Raw genomic sequence first — 15,305 nt, forward strand, 5'->3', positions numbered from 1 at the left:
GACGTACGCGCAGGCCCCTTCCTCACACTCCGGGAGTACGCCGCACTATGGCCACGCGCCACGACATCCGCAACGTCGCCATCGTCGCCCACGTCGACCACGGCAAGACGACCCTCGTCGACGCCATGCTGAAGCAGGCCGGTGCCTTCGCCGCGCACGCCGCCGAGTCGCTCGACGACCGAATGATGGACTCGAACGATCTGGAACGTGAGAAGGGCATCACGATCCTGGCCAAGAACACGGCCGTGAAGTACCACCCCAAGGATGGCGGCGACGTCATCACCATCAACATCATCGACACCCCGGGCCACGCCGACTTCGGCGGCGAGGTCGAGCGCGGTCTGTCGATGGTGGACGCGGTGGTCCTGCTGGTGGACGCCTCCGAGGGCCCGCTGCCGCAGACCCGCTTCGTGCTGCGCAAGGCCCTCCAGCAGCGCCTGCCCGTCATCCTGTGCATCAACAAGACGGACCGCCCGGACTCCAGGATCGACGAGGTCGTCAACGAGACCTACGACCTCTTCCTCGACCTGGACGCCGACGAGGACCAGATCGAGTTCCCGATCGTCTACGCGTGCGCGCGTGACGGCGTGGCCTCGCTGACCAAGCCGGAGGACGGCACGGTCCCGGCCGACAGCGACAGCCTGGAGCCGTTCTTCTCCACGATCCTCTCCCACGTCCCGGCTCCGGAGTACGACGCGGAGGCCCCGCTCCAGGCGCACGTCACCAACCTGGACGCGGACAACTTCCTCGGCCGTATCGCGCTGCTCCGCGTCGAGCAGGGCGAGCTGCGCAAGGGCCAGACCGTCACCTGGATCAAGCGCGACGGCACGATGTCCAACGTGCGCATCACCGAGCTCCTGATGACCGAGGCGCTCACCCGCAAGCCCGCCGAGATGGCCGGCCCCGGCGACATCTGCGCCGTCGCCGGTATCGCGGACATCATGATCGGCGAGACCCTCGCCGACACCGAGAACCCGATCCCGCTGCCGCTGATCACGGTCGACGAGCCGGCGATCTCGATGACCATCGGCACGAACACCTCGCCGCTGGTCGGCCGCGGCGGTACCGGCAAGGGTGCCGACAACAAGGCCGCGGTCAAGGACCGCAAGGTCACCGCCCGCCAGGTCAAGGACCGCCTGGACCGCGAGCTGATCGGTAACGTCTCCCTCCGGGTGCTCGACACCGAGCGTCCGGACGCCTGGGAGGTCCAGGGCCGTGGTGAGCTGGCGCTCGCCATCCTGGTCGAGCAGATGCGCCGCGAGGGCTTCGAGCTGACCATCGGCAAGCCGCAGGTCGTCACCAAGCAGGTCGACGGCAAGACGTACGAGCCGGTCGAGCGTATGACGATCGACGTGCCCGAGGAGCACATGGGCGCGGTCACGCAGCTCATGGGCGTTCGCAAGGGCCGGATGGACAACATGTCCAACCACGGCTCGGGCTGGGTCCGCATGGAGTTCGTGGTCCCGTCCCGCGGCCTCATCGGCTTCCGGACCGAGTTCCTCACGCAGACGCGCGGCACGGGTATCGGGCACTCCATCCACGAGGGCCACGAGCCCTGGTTCGGCCCGCTGCAGACCCGTAACAACGGTTCGCTGGTCGCCGACCGCGCCGGTGCCGTCACCGCGTTCGCGATGACGAACCTCCAGGAGCGCGGTGTGCTCTTCACCGACCCCGGCACCGAGGTGTACGAGGGCATGATCGTCGGCGAGAACTCCCGCTCCGACGACATGGACGTGAACATCACCAAGGAGAAGAAGCTCACGAACATGCGGTCGTCGTCGGCCGACTCGTTCGAGGCGATCGTGCCGCCGCGCAAGCTCTCCCTGGAGCAGTCCCTGGAGTTCTGCCGTGACGACGAGTGCGTCGAGGTGACCCCGGAGGCCGTTCGCATCCGCAAGGTGAACCTGGACGCCCGCGAGCGGGCCCGCGCCGCCAGCCGCGCCAAGCACGGCTGATCGCAGGACACCTGAACCCGGGTGCCCCCATGGTGGGGGTACCCGGGTTTTTTGCAACCCATTTTCGGGTGGGCGGGACTCGGCCAATTCCGGACTGGTGTCCGAAATGCGGAGATCCTCGCCCGATAGCCATGTAACAAGTCCGTTTCGCGCCCTTCTCCCCTCGAACGCTTTGTCCATTTTTCGGAAGAACTACGCGCCAGCTGTGACTGAATTGAGATTTAAAGACAGTGGTCGGCACCTGACTCATGGCAGATAGTTAGCCGCGTAGCGCTCGGGTCAATGGGTCTCGCGCTGTGGGGACAGCGCCCGACTCACGAGCATCAGGGGGTGTCTGACCCTCCGTCAGGGGTGTCGGAGGGTATGGACGGAAACCTCCTGTTGGTGAACACGTGAAGTCATGAGGAGAAGTCCCATGTGCAGTGTCACAGGCACCAGGTGGGTTCCGTCGCCGACGACGGCCGTTCGGTTCGCTCGGCCCGACTGCCCTTGTTCGTCCGGCAGTTGGTCCTGAAACAAGGGCCGGCCGGGTAGCGCGGTCGCTCGCCTACGCGCGTCCGGCTGCGGCATTCCCGTTCACCGCGGGGACGCCCCGACGCCTCATCGGATCATGCCACCGCGGTCGCGCCCTCGCGCCGGCCGCCGGTTCGGCACACCCATACCTGTGAATTGGACGAACTGTGACCAGTCCTACGGACATTGAGGGCGGCGGAAGGTCGGTCGTCGTGGACGGCGGACCGGAGCCGGACGCGAAGACCGCACCGGTGACGGTCGAAGGCCGGTCGCCGGGCCAGTTGATGTGGATACGCTTCAAGCGCGACCGCACCGGCGTCATCTCGGCGTTCGTCGTGGCCTTCTTCTTCCTCGTCGCGGCGGCGGCCCCGCTGATCTCGAAGCTGTACGGCAAGAACCCGTACACCATCTACGCCGACGAACGCCCGGAACTCTTCGACAGCGCCGGCGTGCCGGTGCAGCCCAACGGCGGCATCAGCAGCGAGTTCTGGTTCGGTCTCGAACCGGGCAACGGCTACGACGTGTTCACCAAGCTGATCTACGGCATCCGGACGTCGCTGCTGATCTCCCTGGCGGTCACCGTCGCGGTCGTCGTCACCGGAATCCTCCTCGGTGTCAGCGCGGGCTACCTCGGCGGCAAGACCGACTTCTTCATCGGCCGTGTCATCGACTTCCTGCTCGCCTTCCCCTCGCAGCTGTTCTTCATCGCCAGCATGCCGGTCGTGGTCTCGCTGTTCGTGAGCCCGCGCGACGAGACCCCGACCTACGTGCGCGTGGTCGCGCTGATCGTCGTCCAGTGGGTGCTCGGCTGGATGAGCCTGGCCCGCATCCTGCGCGGCACCACACTCGCCCTACGGGAACGGGAGTTCATCGAAGCGGCCAAGGTGAGCGGCGCCTCGCCCTGGCGGATCATCCGCAGGGAGATCCTGCCGAACGTGGTGACACCACTGCTGGTGCAGGCCACGTACATCCTTCCCAGTTTCGTGACGATCGAGGCCGGTCTCTCGTTCCTCGGCGTCGGCATCGTCGAGCCCACCCCCGACTGGGGCCAGATGTTCTCCAAGGCCTCGACCGAGCTCGTCCTGCAGAACGACATCACGTACATGTTCTTCCCCGGCGTCTCGATGGTCGTCTTCGTCGTCGCCTTCAACCTGCTCGGGGACTCGGTCCGGGACGCCTTCGATCCCAAGACGGCTCGCTGACCGAGAGCTTGTGGGCGTCCTCGCCCGGATACCGCACGGCCATTTCCTTCGCACCGGCGTACACACAGATGGGTGGAGACTTCAGTGATGAGTAGGGGCGGACGCCACACATATGCTGCTTTGTCCATATTTGCGGCCGGGGCACTCGTGCTCAGCGGCTGCAGCAAGGGCGGCAGCAGCGCCGGCGACAACGAGAAGAAGGACCAGCAGAACGCCAAGCGGCAGCAGGCCTCGATCAAGTTCGGCGGCGCGGCGGACTCGACAGGGCCCGCGGCCGCCGTGCCGGGCGCGAAGACCGGCGGCACCCTGGAAGTGCTGCAGCGCGACTCGTACGCGCACCTCGACCCGGCGCAGATCTACGTCTCCGACGAGGGCTCCCTTGCCACGCTGATCCACAGAGGCCTCACCGGCTACAAGGCGACCGGCAACGACGGCAGCAAGCACGAGGTCGTCGGCGACCTGGCCACCGACTCCGGTACCACCACGGACGGCGGCAAGACCTGGAAGTACACCCTCAAGGACGGCATCAAGTTCTCGGACGGGACGCCGATCACGTCCGCGGACTTCCGCCAGACCTTCGAGCGGCTCTTCGCGTCCTTCATCAACCAGGGCCCCACCTACCTCCAGCAGTGGATGGCCGACACCAACGGCGCCGACTACCGCAAACTGCTCCCGGACGGCCCCTACAAGGGCAAGCACCTGCCGGACAGCGTCCTGGAGACCCCGGACAGCAAGACCGTCATCTTCCACTTCAAGACCCCGCACCCGGACCTGCCGTACGCCCTCGCCATGGCGGGCTACGCCGTCGTCTCCAAGAAGGGCGACACGAAGGAGAAGTACGACAAGGCCCCGGTGACGAGCGGCCCGTACAAGATCCAGTCGTTCAAGTCCGGCAAGTCGATGGTGCTGGTCAAGAACACCGACTGGGACCCGAAGACGGACCCGATCCGCAACCAGTACGTGGACCAGATGGACTTCACGTTCAACGTCCAGTACGAGGACTCCACGAAGGCGCTGCTCGCGAACAGCGGCGCCGACCAGACCGGCGTCAGCTTCAACAACTCGGTGGACGCGGGCAACATCTCCCAGGTCCTCGGCGGCGACGCGGCCGTCAAGGCCCGCACGGTCGCCGGCTACCAGCCCTACGTCGGCCAGGTCAACATCAACCAGTCGCACAAGGCGCTGCAGGACAAGACGGTCCGCGAGGCCATCGCCTACGCCCTGCCGATCACCCCGATGATCCGCGCCTTCGGCGGCAGTTCCGCCGCGGAGGTCGCCGGCGGCTTCATCAGCCCGACCGTCAGCGGCTACGACGCGTCCTTCGACCCGTGGGGCAAGAAGAAGAACCCGGGTGGTGACGCGGCCAAGGCCAAGGCGCTGCTGAAGAAGGCCGGCAAGGTCGGCATGAAGCTGACCTACGGCTACATCAACACCCCCGAGGGCCAGCAGTACTCCGCCGCCATCGCCGCCGCGCTGGACAAGGCCGGCTTCAACGTCCAGCGCCAGGACATCCCGGCCGAGACCTTCTACGACCAGATCGGCAAGGTCGACAACAACTACGACATCTACCACTCCGCCTGGGGTGCCGACTGGCCGTCCGCCTCGACCGTGATCCCGCCGCTGTTCGACGGCCGCGCGATCGCCGACGGCTCGCCGAACTACTCGCACATCAACGACTCCAAGGTGAACGCCGACATCGACGCGGCGAACCAGATCACCGACCCGGTCAAGTCGGCGGCCGCGTGGGAGAAGATCGACCAGTACCTGGCCAAGGACGTCATCAACGCCGTCCCGACCATCTACTACAAGCAGGTCCAGATCGCCGGTTCCAAGGTCGGCGGCCTCGTCTACGACGACGTGATCGGCGGCATCGACCCGCGTCGCCTCTACATCAAGTAACCCCACCCGCCCGACCGGTACCCGGTGCGTGCGCCCCTCGGGTCGACACCGCACCGGGTACCGCCCGGCCCGCCGACGTCAGAAAGCCCCCTCGCATGCTGCGCTTCCTCGTCCGCCGGATCCTCGGTGCCGTCGTCATCCTCTTCTTGTTGAGCATCGTGACGTTCTTGCTGTTCTTCGGGATGCCGCGCGACCCGGCGCTGCTGATGTGCGGCAAGACGTGCAATCCGACGAGTCTCGCCAACATCCATCATGTGCTCGGCCTCGACAAGTCGATCCCCGAGCAGTACTGGATCTTCCTGCACAACCTGATCCTGGGCAGCGACAAGTTCGCCCAGGGCCCCTGCCCCGCCCCCTGCTTCGGGTACTCGTACCACACCAACGACCCGGTCTGGTCGACCATGATGGACCGGCTGCCCACCACCATCTCGCTCACCCTGGGTGCCGCCGTGGTCTTCCTGATCGTGGGTCTGGGCACCGGGATGCTCGCCGCCTGGCGGCGCGGCACCCTGCTCGACAAGACGGTCACCGCCGGCTCCATGGTGCTCAGTTCGATGCAGATCTACTTCCTGGGCCCGCTGGCGCTCGCCGTACTGGTCTACCAGTCCCACATCTTCGACAAGCCGGGCTACCACAACTTCACCGGGGACCCGATCACCTGGTTCACCGGACTGATCATCCCCTGGGTGGTGCTGTCCACGATCTTCGCCTCGCAGTACACCCGTATGGCGCGCTCGTCGATGATCGAGCAGCTCCAGGAGGAACACGTCCGCACCGCCCGCGCCAAGGGCATGTCCCGCAGATACGTCTTCTTCCGCTACGCCTGGCGGGGCTCGCTCATCCCGATCGTCACCATCTTCGGCATCGACCTCGGCTCGCTGCTCGGCGGTGCCATCATCACGGAGTACACCTTCGGACTGCCCGGTCTCGGGCGACTCGCGGTGGAATCCGTGCAGTTCAGCGACCTGCCGCTGCTGCTGGGCGTCATGCTGTTCTCCGCCTCCATGATCCTGCTCTTCAACATCATCGTCGACGCGGCCTACGCGTTCATCGACCCGCGCGTCCGGCTGTCCTAGGCCGGGCAGGAGGAGAACTGCCGTGACCACTCTGACCAAGGACGCCGGTACCCCCGCGCCGGCCGACTCGGGTGCCTTCCTCTCGGTGCGGGACCTGCACGTCAGCTTCAAGACCGAGGACGGCGTGGTGCGGGCCGTGGACGGGCTGTCGTTCGACGTGGAGCGAGGCAGGACGCTCGGGATCGTCGGCGAGTCGGGGTCCGGGAAGTCGGTCACCAACCTGACCATCCTCGGCCTGCACAACCCCCAGTTCACCACCGTCGAGGGCGAGATCCTCCTGGACGGCCAGGAGTTGATCACCGCCCGCGAGTCCGAGCTGGAGAAGGTGCGCGGCAACAAGGCCGCGATGATCTTCCAGGACCCGCTCACCGCGCTGTCCCCCTACTACACGGTCGGCCGGCAGATCGCCGAGCCGTTCATGAAGCACCGGGGCGCCTCCAAGCGGGCGGCCTGGGACCGGGCGGTCGAGATGCTCGCCAAGGTCGGCATCCCCAACCCGAAGGAGCGGGCGAAGGACTACCCGCACCAGTTCTCCGGCGGCATGCGCCAGCGCGCGATGATCGCCATGGCCCTGGTCTGCGACCCCGACCTGCTCATCGCCGACGAGCCGACCACCGCCCTGGACGTGACCGTGCAGGCGCAGATCCTGGACCTGCTCAAGGACCTGCAGCAGGAGTTCGGATCGGGCATCATCTTCATCACCCACGACCTGGGGGTGATCGCCGACATGGCCGACGACATCATGGTGATGTACGCGGGCAGCGCGGTGGAGCGCGGCACCACGGACGAGGTCCTGCGCGCCCCCCAGCACCCCTACACCTGGGGCCTGCTGAACTCGATGCCGCGCCTCGACTCCGACCTGGGCACGCCGCTGCACCCGATCCCCGGTACCCCGCCCTCCCTGCTGACCCCGCCCTCCGGCTGCCGCTTCCACCCCCGGTGCACCTTCCAGGACCGGGTCGGCGGTACCCGCTGTGCCACCGAACGCCCCCTGCTGGCTCCCGACCGCGCCTCGGCCTGCCACCTCACGGCCGACCAGAAACGCACCATCTTCCTCGAAGAGATCAAGCCCCGGCTGGGCTAGGAGACGACACCTCATGACCCAGGACATGGTCCTTCCCGCCCCGCGCGAGGCAACCGCCGGCGAACCGCTGCTGGAGGTCTCCGGTCTGACCAAGTACTTCCCGGTCAAGGGCGGCTTCCCGATCCGGCGCACGGTCGGGCACGTCCAGGCCGTGGACGGCATCGACCTGACCGTACACGTGGGGGAGAGTTTCGGCCTGGTCGGCGAGTCCGGCTGCGGTAAGTCCACGACGGGCCGCCTGATCACCCGCCTGCTGGAACCGACGGACGGCACGATCAACTACCGCGGCCAGGAGATCGGCCACGCCTCACGCAGGCAGCTGGCGCCGATCCGCTCCGAGATCCAGATGATCTTCCAGGACCCGTACTCGTCGCTGAACCCCCGCCAGACCGTCGGCAAGATCGTCTCAGGCCCGATGGAGATCAACAACATCAACCCGGCCGGCGGCCGCGAGAAGCGGGTCCGCGAGCTGCTGGAGATCGTCGGCCTGAACCCGGAGCACTTCAACCGCTTCCCGCACGAGTTCTCCGGCGGCCAGCGCCAGCGCATCGGGGTGGCCCGCGCCCTGGCCCTGGAGCCGAAGCTCATCGTCGCCGACGAGCCGGTCTCCGCCCTGGACGTCTCCATCCAGGCCCAGGTCGTCAACCTCCTGCAGCAGGTCCAGCAGGAGCTGGGCATCGCGTTCCTGTTCATCGCCCACGACCTGGCGATCGTGCGGCACTTCTCGCAGCGGGTCGCGGTCATGTACCTCGGCAAGATCATCGAGGTCGGCGACCGGGAGGCGATCTACAGCCGCCCCCGCCACCCCTACACCCACGCCCTGCTGTCCGCCGTCCCCGAGGTCAGCCTCACCGACGACGGCGAGTCGGCGGGCCGCGAACGCATCCGCCTCGCCGGCGACGTCCCGTCCCCGATCTCCCCGCCCTCCGGCTGCCGCTTCCGCACCCGCTGCTGGAAGGCCCAGGACAAGTGCGCGACGGAGGAGCCCCCGCTGGTCCGGATCTCCGGCAACCACGAGGGCCACCTCACCGCCTGCCACTTCCCGGAGGACCCGACGACCGAGGCCCGGGACGAGGACATCGTGCTGGACCCGGCGCTGGCGGCGCTGGAGGAGGACTAGCCCCCCACAGCGGGACCACACCGTGGCAGCCCACGGCCGCCACGGTGCGGTCCTCGCCCCGGCGGCCAGTGCGGACGGCGTGCGCCGCGGCCTCGACGGGTCCGTGGCCTACGGGGCCGCTCCCGCGGGCCGCCTCCGGGACAGCGGGCGGGGAACGCACCACGGCCGCCGTCGTGCTCAGCGCGGGCCTGCGACGGTGATGATCTCGGGGCTGTCGGAGGTGACCGGCCCGCGGGTCCAGTCCCCGTACTGGTCGACGACCTCCAGGCCGGCCTCGGCCAGGAAGCCGGACAGGGCGTCGAGGCCGAGAAATCGCAGGGTCGAACGGCACACCTGAGGCTGCGTCCAGGCCTCGCCCTCGTACGTCTCCGTGAAGGTCACCCGGTCTCCCGCCGGTGGCCCGTCGACCTCGTGCCAGACCCGGACCTGACGTCCGTCCCCGTCGGCGAGCCGGCGTACCCGGTCCGGCGTCCAGGACTCCCAGGCGCGGGCGGTCGGGTTGCGGGTCTCGAAGACGAACCGGCCGGTCGGGCCGAGGGCGGTGCGTACGGCGGCCAGCGTGGCGCGCACCTCCTCGTCGCCGAGCAGTTCCTGGAAGGCGTGACCGGTCATCACGGCGAGATCGAAGCCGTGGCCGTCCCACCGGCGGGTACGCAGATCGCCGAGCACCCACTCGACCGCGGGTTCGGCCCGGCGTGCCTGCACGAGCATCGCCGCGGCCGGTTCGAGCCCCATCAGCCGCCCGCCGTGCCCGGCGGCCCGCGCCCCGCGCAGCAACCGCCCGGTCCCGCAGCCGACATCGAGCACCGACCCGGCGGACATCACCAGGTCCAGGTAGAAGTCGTCACCCGGCCCCCACGGGTTGAGGCTGTCGTAGAGCGCGGCGAGCGAGAGGTCCGCGTACGAATGATCGACCACCGCGGCAGTGTGCCACATGATGTTGAACGCAGGGTCAGGAACGACCGTCTTCTTGAACTTCTATCAACTTCCACTGGACTGCGGGTGCTTGGTCACATAGAGCTGTGGGTACCGGACCTGGACCGGGCGACGGAGTCCTGGGGCTGGCTGCTGGGGGAGACGTACGTGGTGGTCGGGCGATCACCGGCGATGCGGGGTGGTGGCGCGGGCATGACCGGATGCGGCCGGGCCGAACCACCTGGTGTTCCGCACAGCGGACCGGACGACGGTCGACGCGCTGACGGAAGCGGCTCCGGCGCACGGGTGGACGTTGCTGTTCCCGGACCGCCACCCGTTCGCGGGCGGCCCGGATCACTACGTGGCGTACCTGGAGAACGAGGCCGGCTTCGAGGTGGAGCTGGTGGCTCAGGAATGAGCGGCTTGCAGTGCGCTGACGAAGGCGGCGAAGGAGCCGGGGCGGAAGGTGAGGGTGGCTCTGGCGGGGGCTTTGGAGTCGCGGACGGATATGTGGGTCCTCCGATGGGCGACTTCGACGCAGTCGTTTCCCTCGCCTCCGCCGGAGAATGACGACTTCTTCCACGCGGTGGGGGTGATCATGCCGATCCTCACAGCTCCTTGGCCAACTGATGGATGAGTTCGCGTGATTGCCGCGGGGGCAGGGCCTGTTCCGTCACCCTACGGAAAAGCTTTCGAAAGTGCTCCAACTGGGCCTGGGAGTCCACGAACGCCGTTCCGTGCGGGGCGTCACGCACGACGGTGTCGAGATGGGGGACCGCTCCTCCCAGGTGCACCATGCTGCTGCCGGCGCCGGCGAAGTCGTCGAGAGCGAACGGGACGACCCGAACGATCACATGGTCGGCCTCGGACATGTCCAGGATGCGCGTCAATTGGGTCCTGAAGGCGTCGCGTCCGGCCACCTTGAGGCGTAGGGCCGCTTCGTGGATCACGACTTCGTACGGCGTGGGGTCGGGGCCGGTGATGACGACCCTGCGCTTCATCCGGTGCTCCACTCGTAGGTCCACCTCGGTGGCCGGGAACTCCGGGTTCATGAAGGCGAAGAGCGCTCTGGCGTAGGCCTCCGTCTGGAACAGGCCCGGCACATGGATGACCGCCACGTCGTGGCGGAACCTGGCGTGGTGGTCCAACTCGGCGAGGTCCTGGTAAGCGGCAGGGAGAACGCCCCTGTACTCCTCCCACCAGCCTCGCGTCCGGTCGGTCGCCATGGCCGCCAAGGCGTCGACCAACCCCTCATCCGGGCAAGTGTAGGTGGCCGCCAGCCGACGAACCCGCTGTTCACTCACTCCGGCGATCCCGGATTCCATCTGACTCATCTGGACCGAGTTCACCCCTAGTAGGCCTGCGGCCTCGGTCGCCTTGAGTCCGGCGGCTTCGCGCAGCCTTCGGAGTTCGGTCCCCAGGCGCACCTGGCGTGCCGTCGGGTGCCGTCGTGCTGGCACGGCGTCCTCCTTTCCTCAAAGTCCCTGAGGGGGGCACTCGTTCGGGGTCAGATTACGCGACGCGCTTGTAGTGAATGAAATTTATGACCTACCGTCGGTGATGTAACGGACACGCTGTGGAAGTGCACCGCACCGCTGCCGTGCGGCGATGCCACCGCGCGTGAAACCCCCTCATCTGCCTGGAGTTGATGACGCATGCCCGAAACCTGGGACTACACGCTCTACGTTCCCAACGACCTGAGAGCAGTGACGATCTCTCGCCGCACCCTGCGCCTGATCCTGACCATGCACGGCCTGATCGGCTTCGCCGACACCGCGGAGCTGCTCGCCGCGGAGCTCGTCTCCAACGCCGTACGGCACACGAAGGGGCCGGCCGCGCTCAGGGTCCGGCGCTCCCCGGAGGGTGTGGTGTGGATCGGGGCGTGGGATGCGGATCCCGTGCCTCCGGAGCCGCCGGGGTCGTTGGAAGCGGTGACGGATCTTGAGGAGGCGGGGCGGGGGCTGGGGCTGGTGGTCGCGTGCGCGGACTGCTGGGGCTGGCAGCCGTCCGCCCGGTTCGGGGAGCGGGGCAAGTACGTGTGGTGCGAGTTGGGGGTGGCGTGATGGTGGGGTCGTCGCATGAGGCGTTGCACCGGATCTTCCAGAAGGATCCGGGTTTGCTGACGCATGCGTTACAGCGGGTACTGGGCGTCCCGTTTCCGGAGCCGCGGGAGATCGCGGCGCTGAACGTGGATCTGACGGAGATCGAGCCGGTCGAGCGTCGGGTGGACACGTTGCTGCGGGCAGAGACCGACAAGGGGACCTACCTCCTCGTGGTCGAGTCGCAGGGGGAGGTGGACGGCCGTAAGCGGGGGAGCTGGCCCTACTACCTGTCGTACTTGTATGAGAAGTACCGGTGTGAGCCGGTACTGATCGTGATCACCCAGAGCAGTACGACGGCGCGATGGGCGTCGCAGCCGATCAAGCTCGGCTTTCCCGGGTGGGAGTCGCTGATCGTGCGGCCGCTGGTGCTGGGGCCGGACAACGTTCCCTTGATCGCGGACGTGCGGGAGGCAGAACGGGACGTACCCCTTGCGGTGCTCTCGGCCATGACACACGGGCGGGGCCCGAACGCTGCGGCCATACTGGAATCGCTCGCAGCGGCCTTGAAGACCATCGACCGTGACAGTGCCGCGGTCTTCGTGCAGTTCGTCGATTCGTGCCTGGTCGATCCCCGGGCGAAGCAGATCTGGAGGGACCTGATGACGGCGATCCAGTACTTCTGGCGGCACCCGCTGGCGGAGCAGGTGCGGGAGGAAGGCCGGGAGGAAGGCCGGGAGGAAGGCCGGGAGGAAGGCCGGGAGCAGGGGCGTGTTCAGGAGCGTGCCGAGATGGTCCTGCGGGTCCTGGAATGGCGTGGTGTCCCGGTGAGTGACGCGGTCCGTGAGCGGGTGGACGCGTGTACCGACCTGGACAAGCTCGAAATCTGGGCCCAGCGGGCGGTGCACGTCACGGACGCTGCGGAGTTGTTCGTCGAGTCCTGAACGTCGGGGCTCGGGTGCGGGTCGGGGAAGCCCGACCCGTGATCCGTACTTGGCGGGAAGGGTGCGTGACGGTGACCGGTCCGAGGCGGCGAGGGCGTAAGGTGCCCGTCCATGTCCGCCGCTGAGCACCCCCCTTCCCTGCTGCGCAACTCCGGTTTCCTGCGCCTCGCGTCCGCCCGCGTCATTTCCGTCCTCGGCAACGGGTTCGCCCGGATCGCGCTGGCCTTCGCGGTACTGGCGCTGCCCGGCGCGACCCCCGGCGACCTCTCGCTCGTCGTCGCCTGCCAGGCGGTCCCGCAGCTCGCCCTGGTCCTGGTGGGCGGGGTGATCGCGGACCGGGTCTCGCGCTCCGCGCTGATGGCCGTGGCAGACGTGCTGGGTGCCCTGTCCTACGGCGGACTCGCGGCCATGGTGCTCAGCGGCCACGCCCCCGTCGCCGCGCTGTGCGCCCTCGCCGTCACGGCGGGGACGGCGACCGCCCTCTTCTCTCCCGCGATGGACGGGGTCATCCCGCAGCTGGTGCCGTCCGAGGCCCTCCAGCGGGCCAACGGTCTGCTGCGCGTCGGCACCAACACCGCACTCCTGCTGGGGCTGGCCCTGTCGGGCGTGACCGTCGCATGGGTCGGAGCGGGCTGGGCACTTGCCGTCAACGGCCTGTCCTTCGTGGTCAGCGCGGCGCTCACGTCGTCCCTGCGGCTGAGCCGGCGGCCCCGGAAGTCCGCCTCGGGCTGGGCCGACCTGCGCGAGGGGTGGCGGGAGTTCGCCTCGCGGCAGTGGCTGTGGGTGGTCGTCGTCCAGTTCTCCCTGGTGATGGCCGCGACGAACGCCAACGCCGGCGTCCTCGGTCCGCTGGCCGCGAGCGCCCACTTCGGCGGGGCCCGAGCATGGTCCCTGGTGGTCGCCGCGCAGGCGCTGGGCGCCGTGGCGGGCGCCGGGATCGCGGCCCGCGCGCGCGTCGCCCGGCCGATCCTGGCGGCGGTCCTGTTCACCCTCCCGTCCGCCCTGCCGCCGGCCCTCCTCGGGGCCGGAGCACCGCTGTGGGCCGTTGCCGTGGGCGCCTTCACGGCCGGCGTCAGCCTCGACTTCTTCGGCGTGCTGTGGGCCACCACCATCCAGCGCGAGGTCCCCGAGGAGGCCCTGTCCCGGGTCAGTTCCTACGACTGGTTCGGCTCACTCTCCCTCGCCCCGCTCGGCCTCGCGCTGGCCGGGCCCGCCGCCGACGCCTTCGGCACCGACCGGATGCTGGTCGTCAGCGCCACCTTGATCGCCACCGCCACCCTGGCCGCACTCCTGGCGCCCGGGGTCCGGTCGCTGCGGGCGGCACCGGCGGCGCACCGGCGGGGGCTCCTCGAAGCCGAGACGTCCTCCTGAGGGTGCCTCACGGCAGTGAGAAGGGCCCGCACCTGGGGAGGTGCGGGCCCTTGCTCCCCTGGAGCGGACGTTCAGGGGCTCGGGTCAATGGGCCGGTGAAAGTCCGTTCCGCAGGCGGCGGCTGACGGAAAGGGGTGTGTCAGGCCGCGGCCTCGGGGTCCTTGGACAGACGCGGGGCCGGAAGGGTCTCCCGGGTCTCAGGATAGTGGCACGCGGTGAGGTGGCCGGGCTTGTTGCCGTCGGCCTGGACCAGCGGCGGGGCCTCCGTGGCGCACTTCTCCGTCGCCTTCCAGCAGCGGGTGCGGAAGCGGCAGCCGGAGGGCGGGTTGATCGGGGACGGGACGTCACCGACCAGGCGGATCCGCTCGCGCGGCTCCACGTCCACCGTCGCCTCGGGCACGGCCGACAGCAGGGCCCGCGTGTAGGGGTGGCGCGGGTTGTCGTACAGGTCCTCGCGGTCGGCGATCTCCACGATCTTGCCGAGGTACATGACCGCGACCCGCTGCGAGAAGTGCCGCACGATCGCCAGGTCGTGGGCGATGAAGACGAAGGCGATGCCCAGCTCCTGCTGGACCTTCTGCAGGAGGTTGACGACCTGGGCCTGGATGGAGACGTCCAGGGCGGAGACCGGCTCGTCGGCGACGATGAGCTTCGGCTCCAGGGCCAGGGCGCGGGCCACCCCGATGCGCTGGCGCTGGCCGCCGGAGAACTCGTGCGGGAAGCGGTTGAAGTGCTCCGGGTTCAGGCCGACGATCTCCAGCAGCTCGCGGACCCGCTTCTCGCGGCCGCCGGCCGGGTTGATGTTGTTGATCTCCATCGGACCGGCGACGATCTTGCCGACGGTCTGGCGGGGGTTCAGCGACGCGTACGGGTCCTGGAAGATCATCTGGATCTCGGACCGGATCGGCGCCAGCTGCCGGCGGCTGGCGTGCGTGATGTCCTGGCCGCGGTAGTTGATCGTGCCGCCCGTCGGCTCCAGCAGGCGGGTGATCAGCCGGCCGGTCGTCGACTTGCCACAGCCGGACTCGCCGACCAGGCCCAGGCTCTCGCCCTCGGCGACCTGGAAGTCGAGGCCGTCCACCGCCTGCACCGCGCCGACGGTCCGCTTGATCGGGAAGCCGCCCTTGATCGGGAAGTGTTTGGTCAGCCCGGAGACGTCCAGGAGGGGGTTGGTGTTGCTCATGGTC

General features: G+C 68.5%; 13 protein-coding genes and 1 pseudogene. 10 read left to right on the forward strand and 4 right to left on the reverse strand.

The annotated features are described in order from the left end of the window. Positions 1–47 precede the first annotated feature (47 nt). The 6 genes from typA to AB0472_RS11350 all read left to right on the forward strand — a co-directional run bounded on the left by typA (position 48) and on the right by AB0472_RS11350 (position 8,849). Positions 48–1,955, forward strand: a complete 1,908-nt coding sequence (typA, locus tag AB0472_RS11325) for a translational GTPase TypA (protein ID WP_366355455.1) — start codon at positions 48–50, stop codon at positions 1,953–1,955. A 680-nt stretch (positions 1,956–2,635) separates the two neighbouring features. Beyond that, positions 2,636–3,670, forward strand: a complete 1,035-nt coding sequence (locus AB0472_RS11330) for an ABC transporter permease (RefSeq protein WP_366355456.1) — start codon at positions 2,636–2,638, stop codon at positions 3,668–3,670. Between the two features lie 87 nt (positions 3,671–3,757). After that, positions 3,758–5,569 carry an ABC transporter substrate-binding protein gene (locus AB0472_RS11335; RefSeq protein WP_366355458.1) on the forward strand — a complete coding sequence of 604 codons (1,812 nt, stop codon included), beginning with the start codon at positions 3,758–3,760 and terminating at the stop codon, positions 5,567–5,569. A 95-nt stretch (positions 5,570–5,664) separates the two neighbouring features. Next, positions 5,665–6,645, forward strand: a complete 981-nt coding sequence (locus AB0472_RS11340) for an ABC transporter permease (RefSeq protein ID WP_366355459.1) — start codon at positions 5,665–5,667, stop codon at positions 6,643–6,645. 22 nt (positions 6,646–6,667) lie between these two features. Further along, positions 6,668–7,729 (forward strand): ABC transporter ATP-binding protein, encoded by a 1,062-nt coding sequence (locus AB0472_RS11345; RefSeq protein ID WP_366355461.1) that lies wholly within the window; start codon positions 6,668–6,670, stop codon positions 7,727–7,729. 13 nt (positions 7,730–7,742) lie between these two features. Then, positions 7,743–8,849 (forward strand): oligopeptide/dipeptide ABC transporter ATP-binding protein, encoded by a 1,107-nt coding sequence (locus AB0472_RS11350; RefSeq protein ID WP_366355463.1) that lies wholly within the window; start codon positions 7,743–7,745, stop codon positions 8,847–8,849. Positions 8,850–9,026: 177 nt separating this feature from the next. Here AB0472_RS11350 and AB0472_RS11355 read toward each other — a convergent pair whose 3' ends face one another. Continuing rightward, positions 9,027–9,767: a methyltransferase domain-containing protein gene (locus AB0472_RS11355; protein WP_366355465.1), complete on the reverse strand. Its 741-nt coding sequence runs from the start codon at positions 9,765–9,767 to the stop codon at positions 9,027–9,029. Between the two features lie 84 nt (positions 9,768–9,851). On the opposite strand from AB0472_RS11355, the pseudogene AB0472_RS11360 reads away from it, so the two are divergent. Next, a pseudogene (locus AB0472_RS11360) lies at positions 9,852–10,182 on the forward strand (glyoxalase). Here AB0472_RS11360 and AB0472_RS11365 read toward each other — a convergent pair. Both AB0472_RS11365 and AB0472_RS11370 read right to left on the reverse strand, forming a co-directional pair. After that, a complete protein-coding gene (locus AB0472_RS11365) occupies positions 10,173–10,364 on the reverse strand; it encodes a DUF397 domain-containing protein (protein WP_366355467.1) in 192 nt (63 codons plus the stop codon). The pseudogene AB0472_RS11360 and the gene AB0472_RS11365 overlap by 10 nt on opposite strands. Before the next feature lie 8 nt (positions 10,365–10,372). Then, on the reverse strand, positions 10,373–11,224 hold the full coding sequence (locus tag AB0472_RS11370; protein WP_366355469.1) for a helix-turn-helix transcriptional regulator: 852 nt from the start codon (positions 11,222–11,224) through the stop codon (positions 10,373–10,375). A gap of 195 nt (positions 11,225–11,419) precedes the next feature. Between AB0472_RS11370 and AB0472_RS11375 the strand changes: the two genes are divergently transcribed. The 3 genes from AB0472_RS11375 (at position 11,420) to AB0472_RS11385 (ending at position 14,118) form a co-directional block, all read left to right on the forward strand. Beyond that, positions 11,420–11,827, forward strand: a complete 408-nt coding sequence (locus AB0472_RS11375) for an ATP-binding protein (RefSeq protein ID WP_366355471.1) — start codon at positions 11,420–11,422, stop codon at positions 11,825–11,827. Continuing rightward, a complete protein-coding gene (locus AB0472_RS11380; RefSeq protein WP_366355472.1) occupies positions 11,827–12,747 on the forward strand; it encodes a hypothetical protein in 921 nt (306 codons plus the stop codon). The genes AB0472_RS11375 and AB0472_RS11380 overlap by 1 nt, the downstream gene beginning before the upstream one ends. A 111-nt stretch (positions 12,748–12,858) precedes the next feature. Beyond that, a complete protein-coding gene (locus AB0472_RS11385; RefSeq protein ID WP_366355474.1) occupies positions 12,859–14,118 on the forward strand; it encodes an MFS transporter in 1,260 nt (419 codons plus the stop codon). A gap of 139 nt (positions 14,119–14,257) precedes the next feature. On the opposite strand, the gene AB0472_RS11390 is transcribed toward AB0472_RS11385, so the two are convergent. Further along, positions 14,258–15,301 carry a dipeptide ABC transporter ATP-binding protein gene (locus tag AB0472_RS11390; protein WP_366355475.1) on the reverse strand — a complete coding sequence of 348 codons (1,044 nt, stop codon included), beginning with the start codon at positions 15,299–15,301 and terminating at the stop codon, positions 14,258–14,260. Positions 15,302–15,305: the final 4 nt, after the last annotated feature.

It is taken from the genome of Streptomyces sp. NPDC086777, assembly GCF_040702065.1.
Classification (GTDB): domain Bacteria; phylum Actinomycetota; class Actinomycetes; order Streptomycetales; family Streptomycetaceae; genus Streptomyces.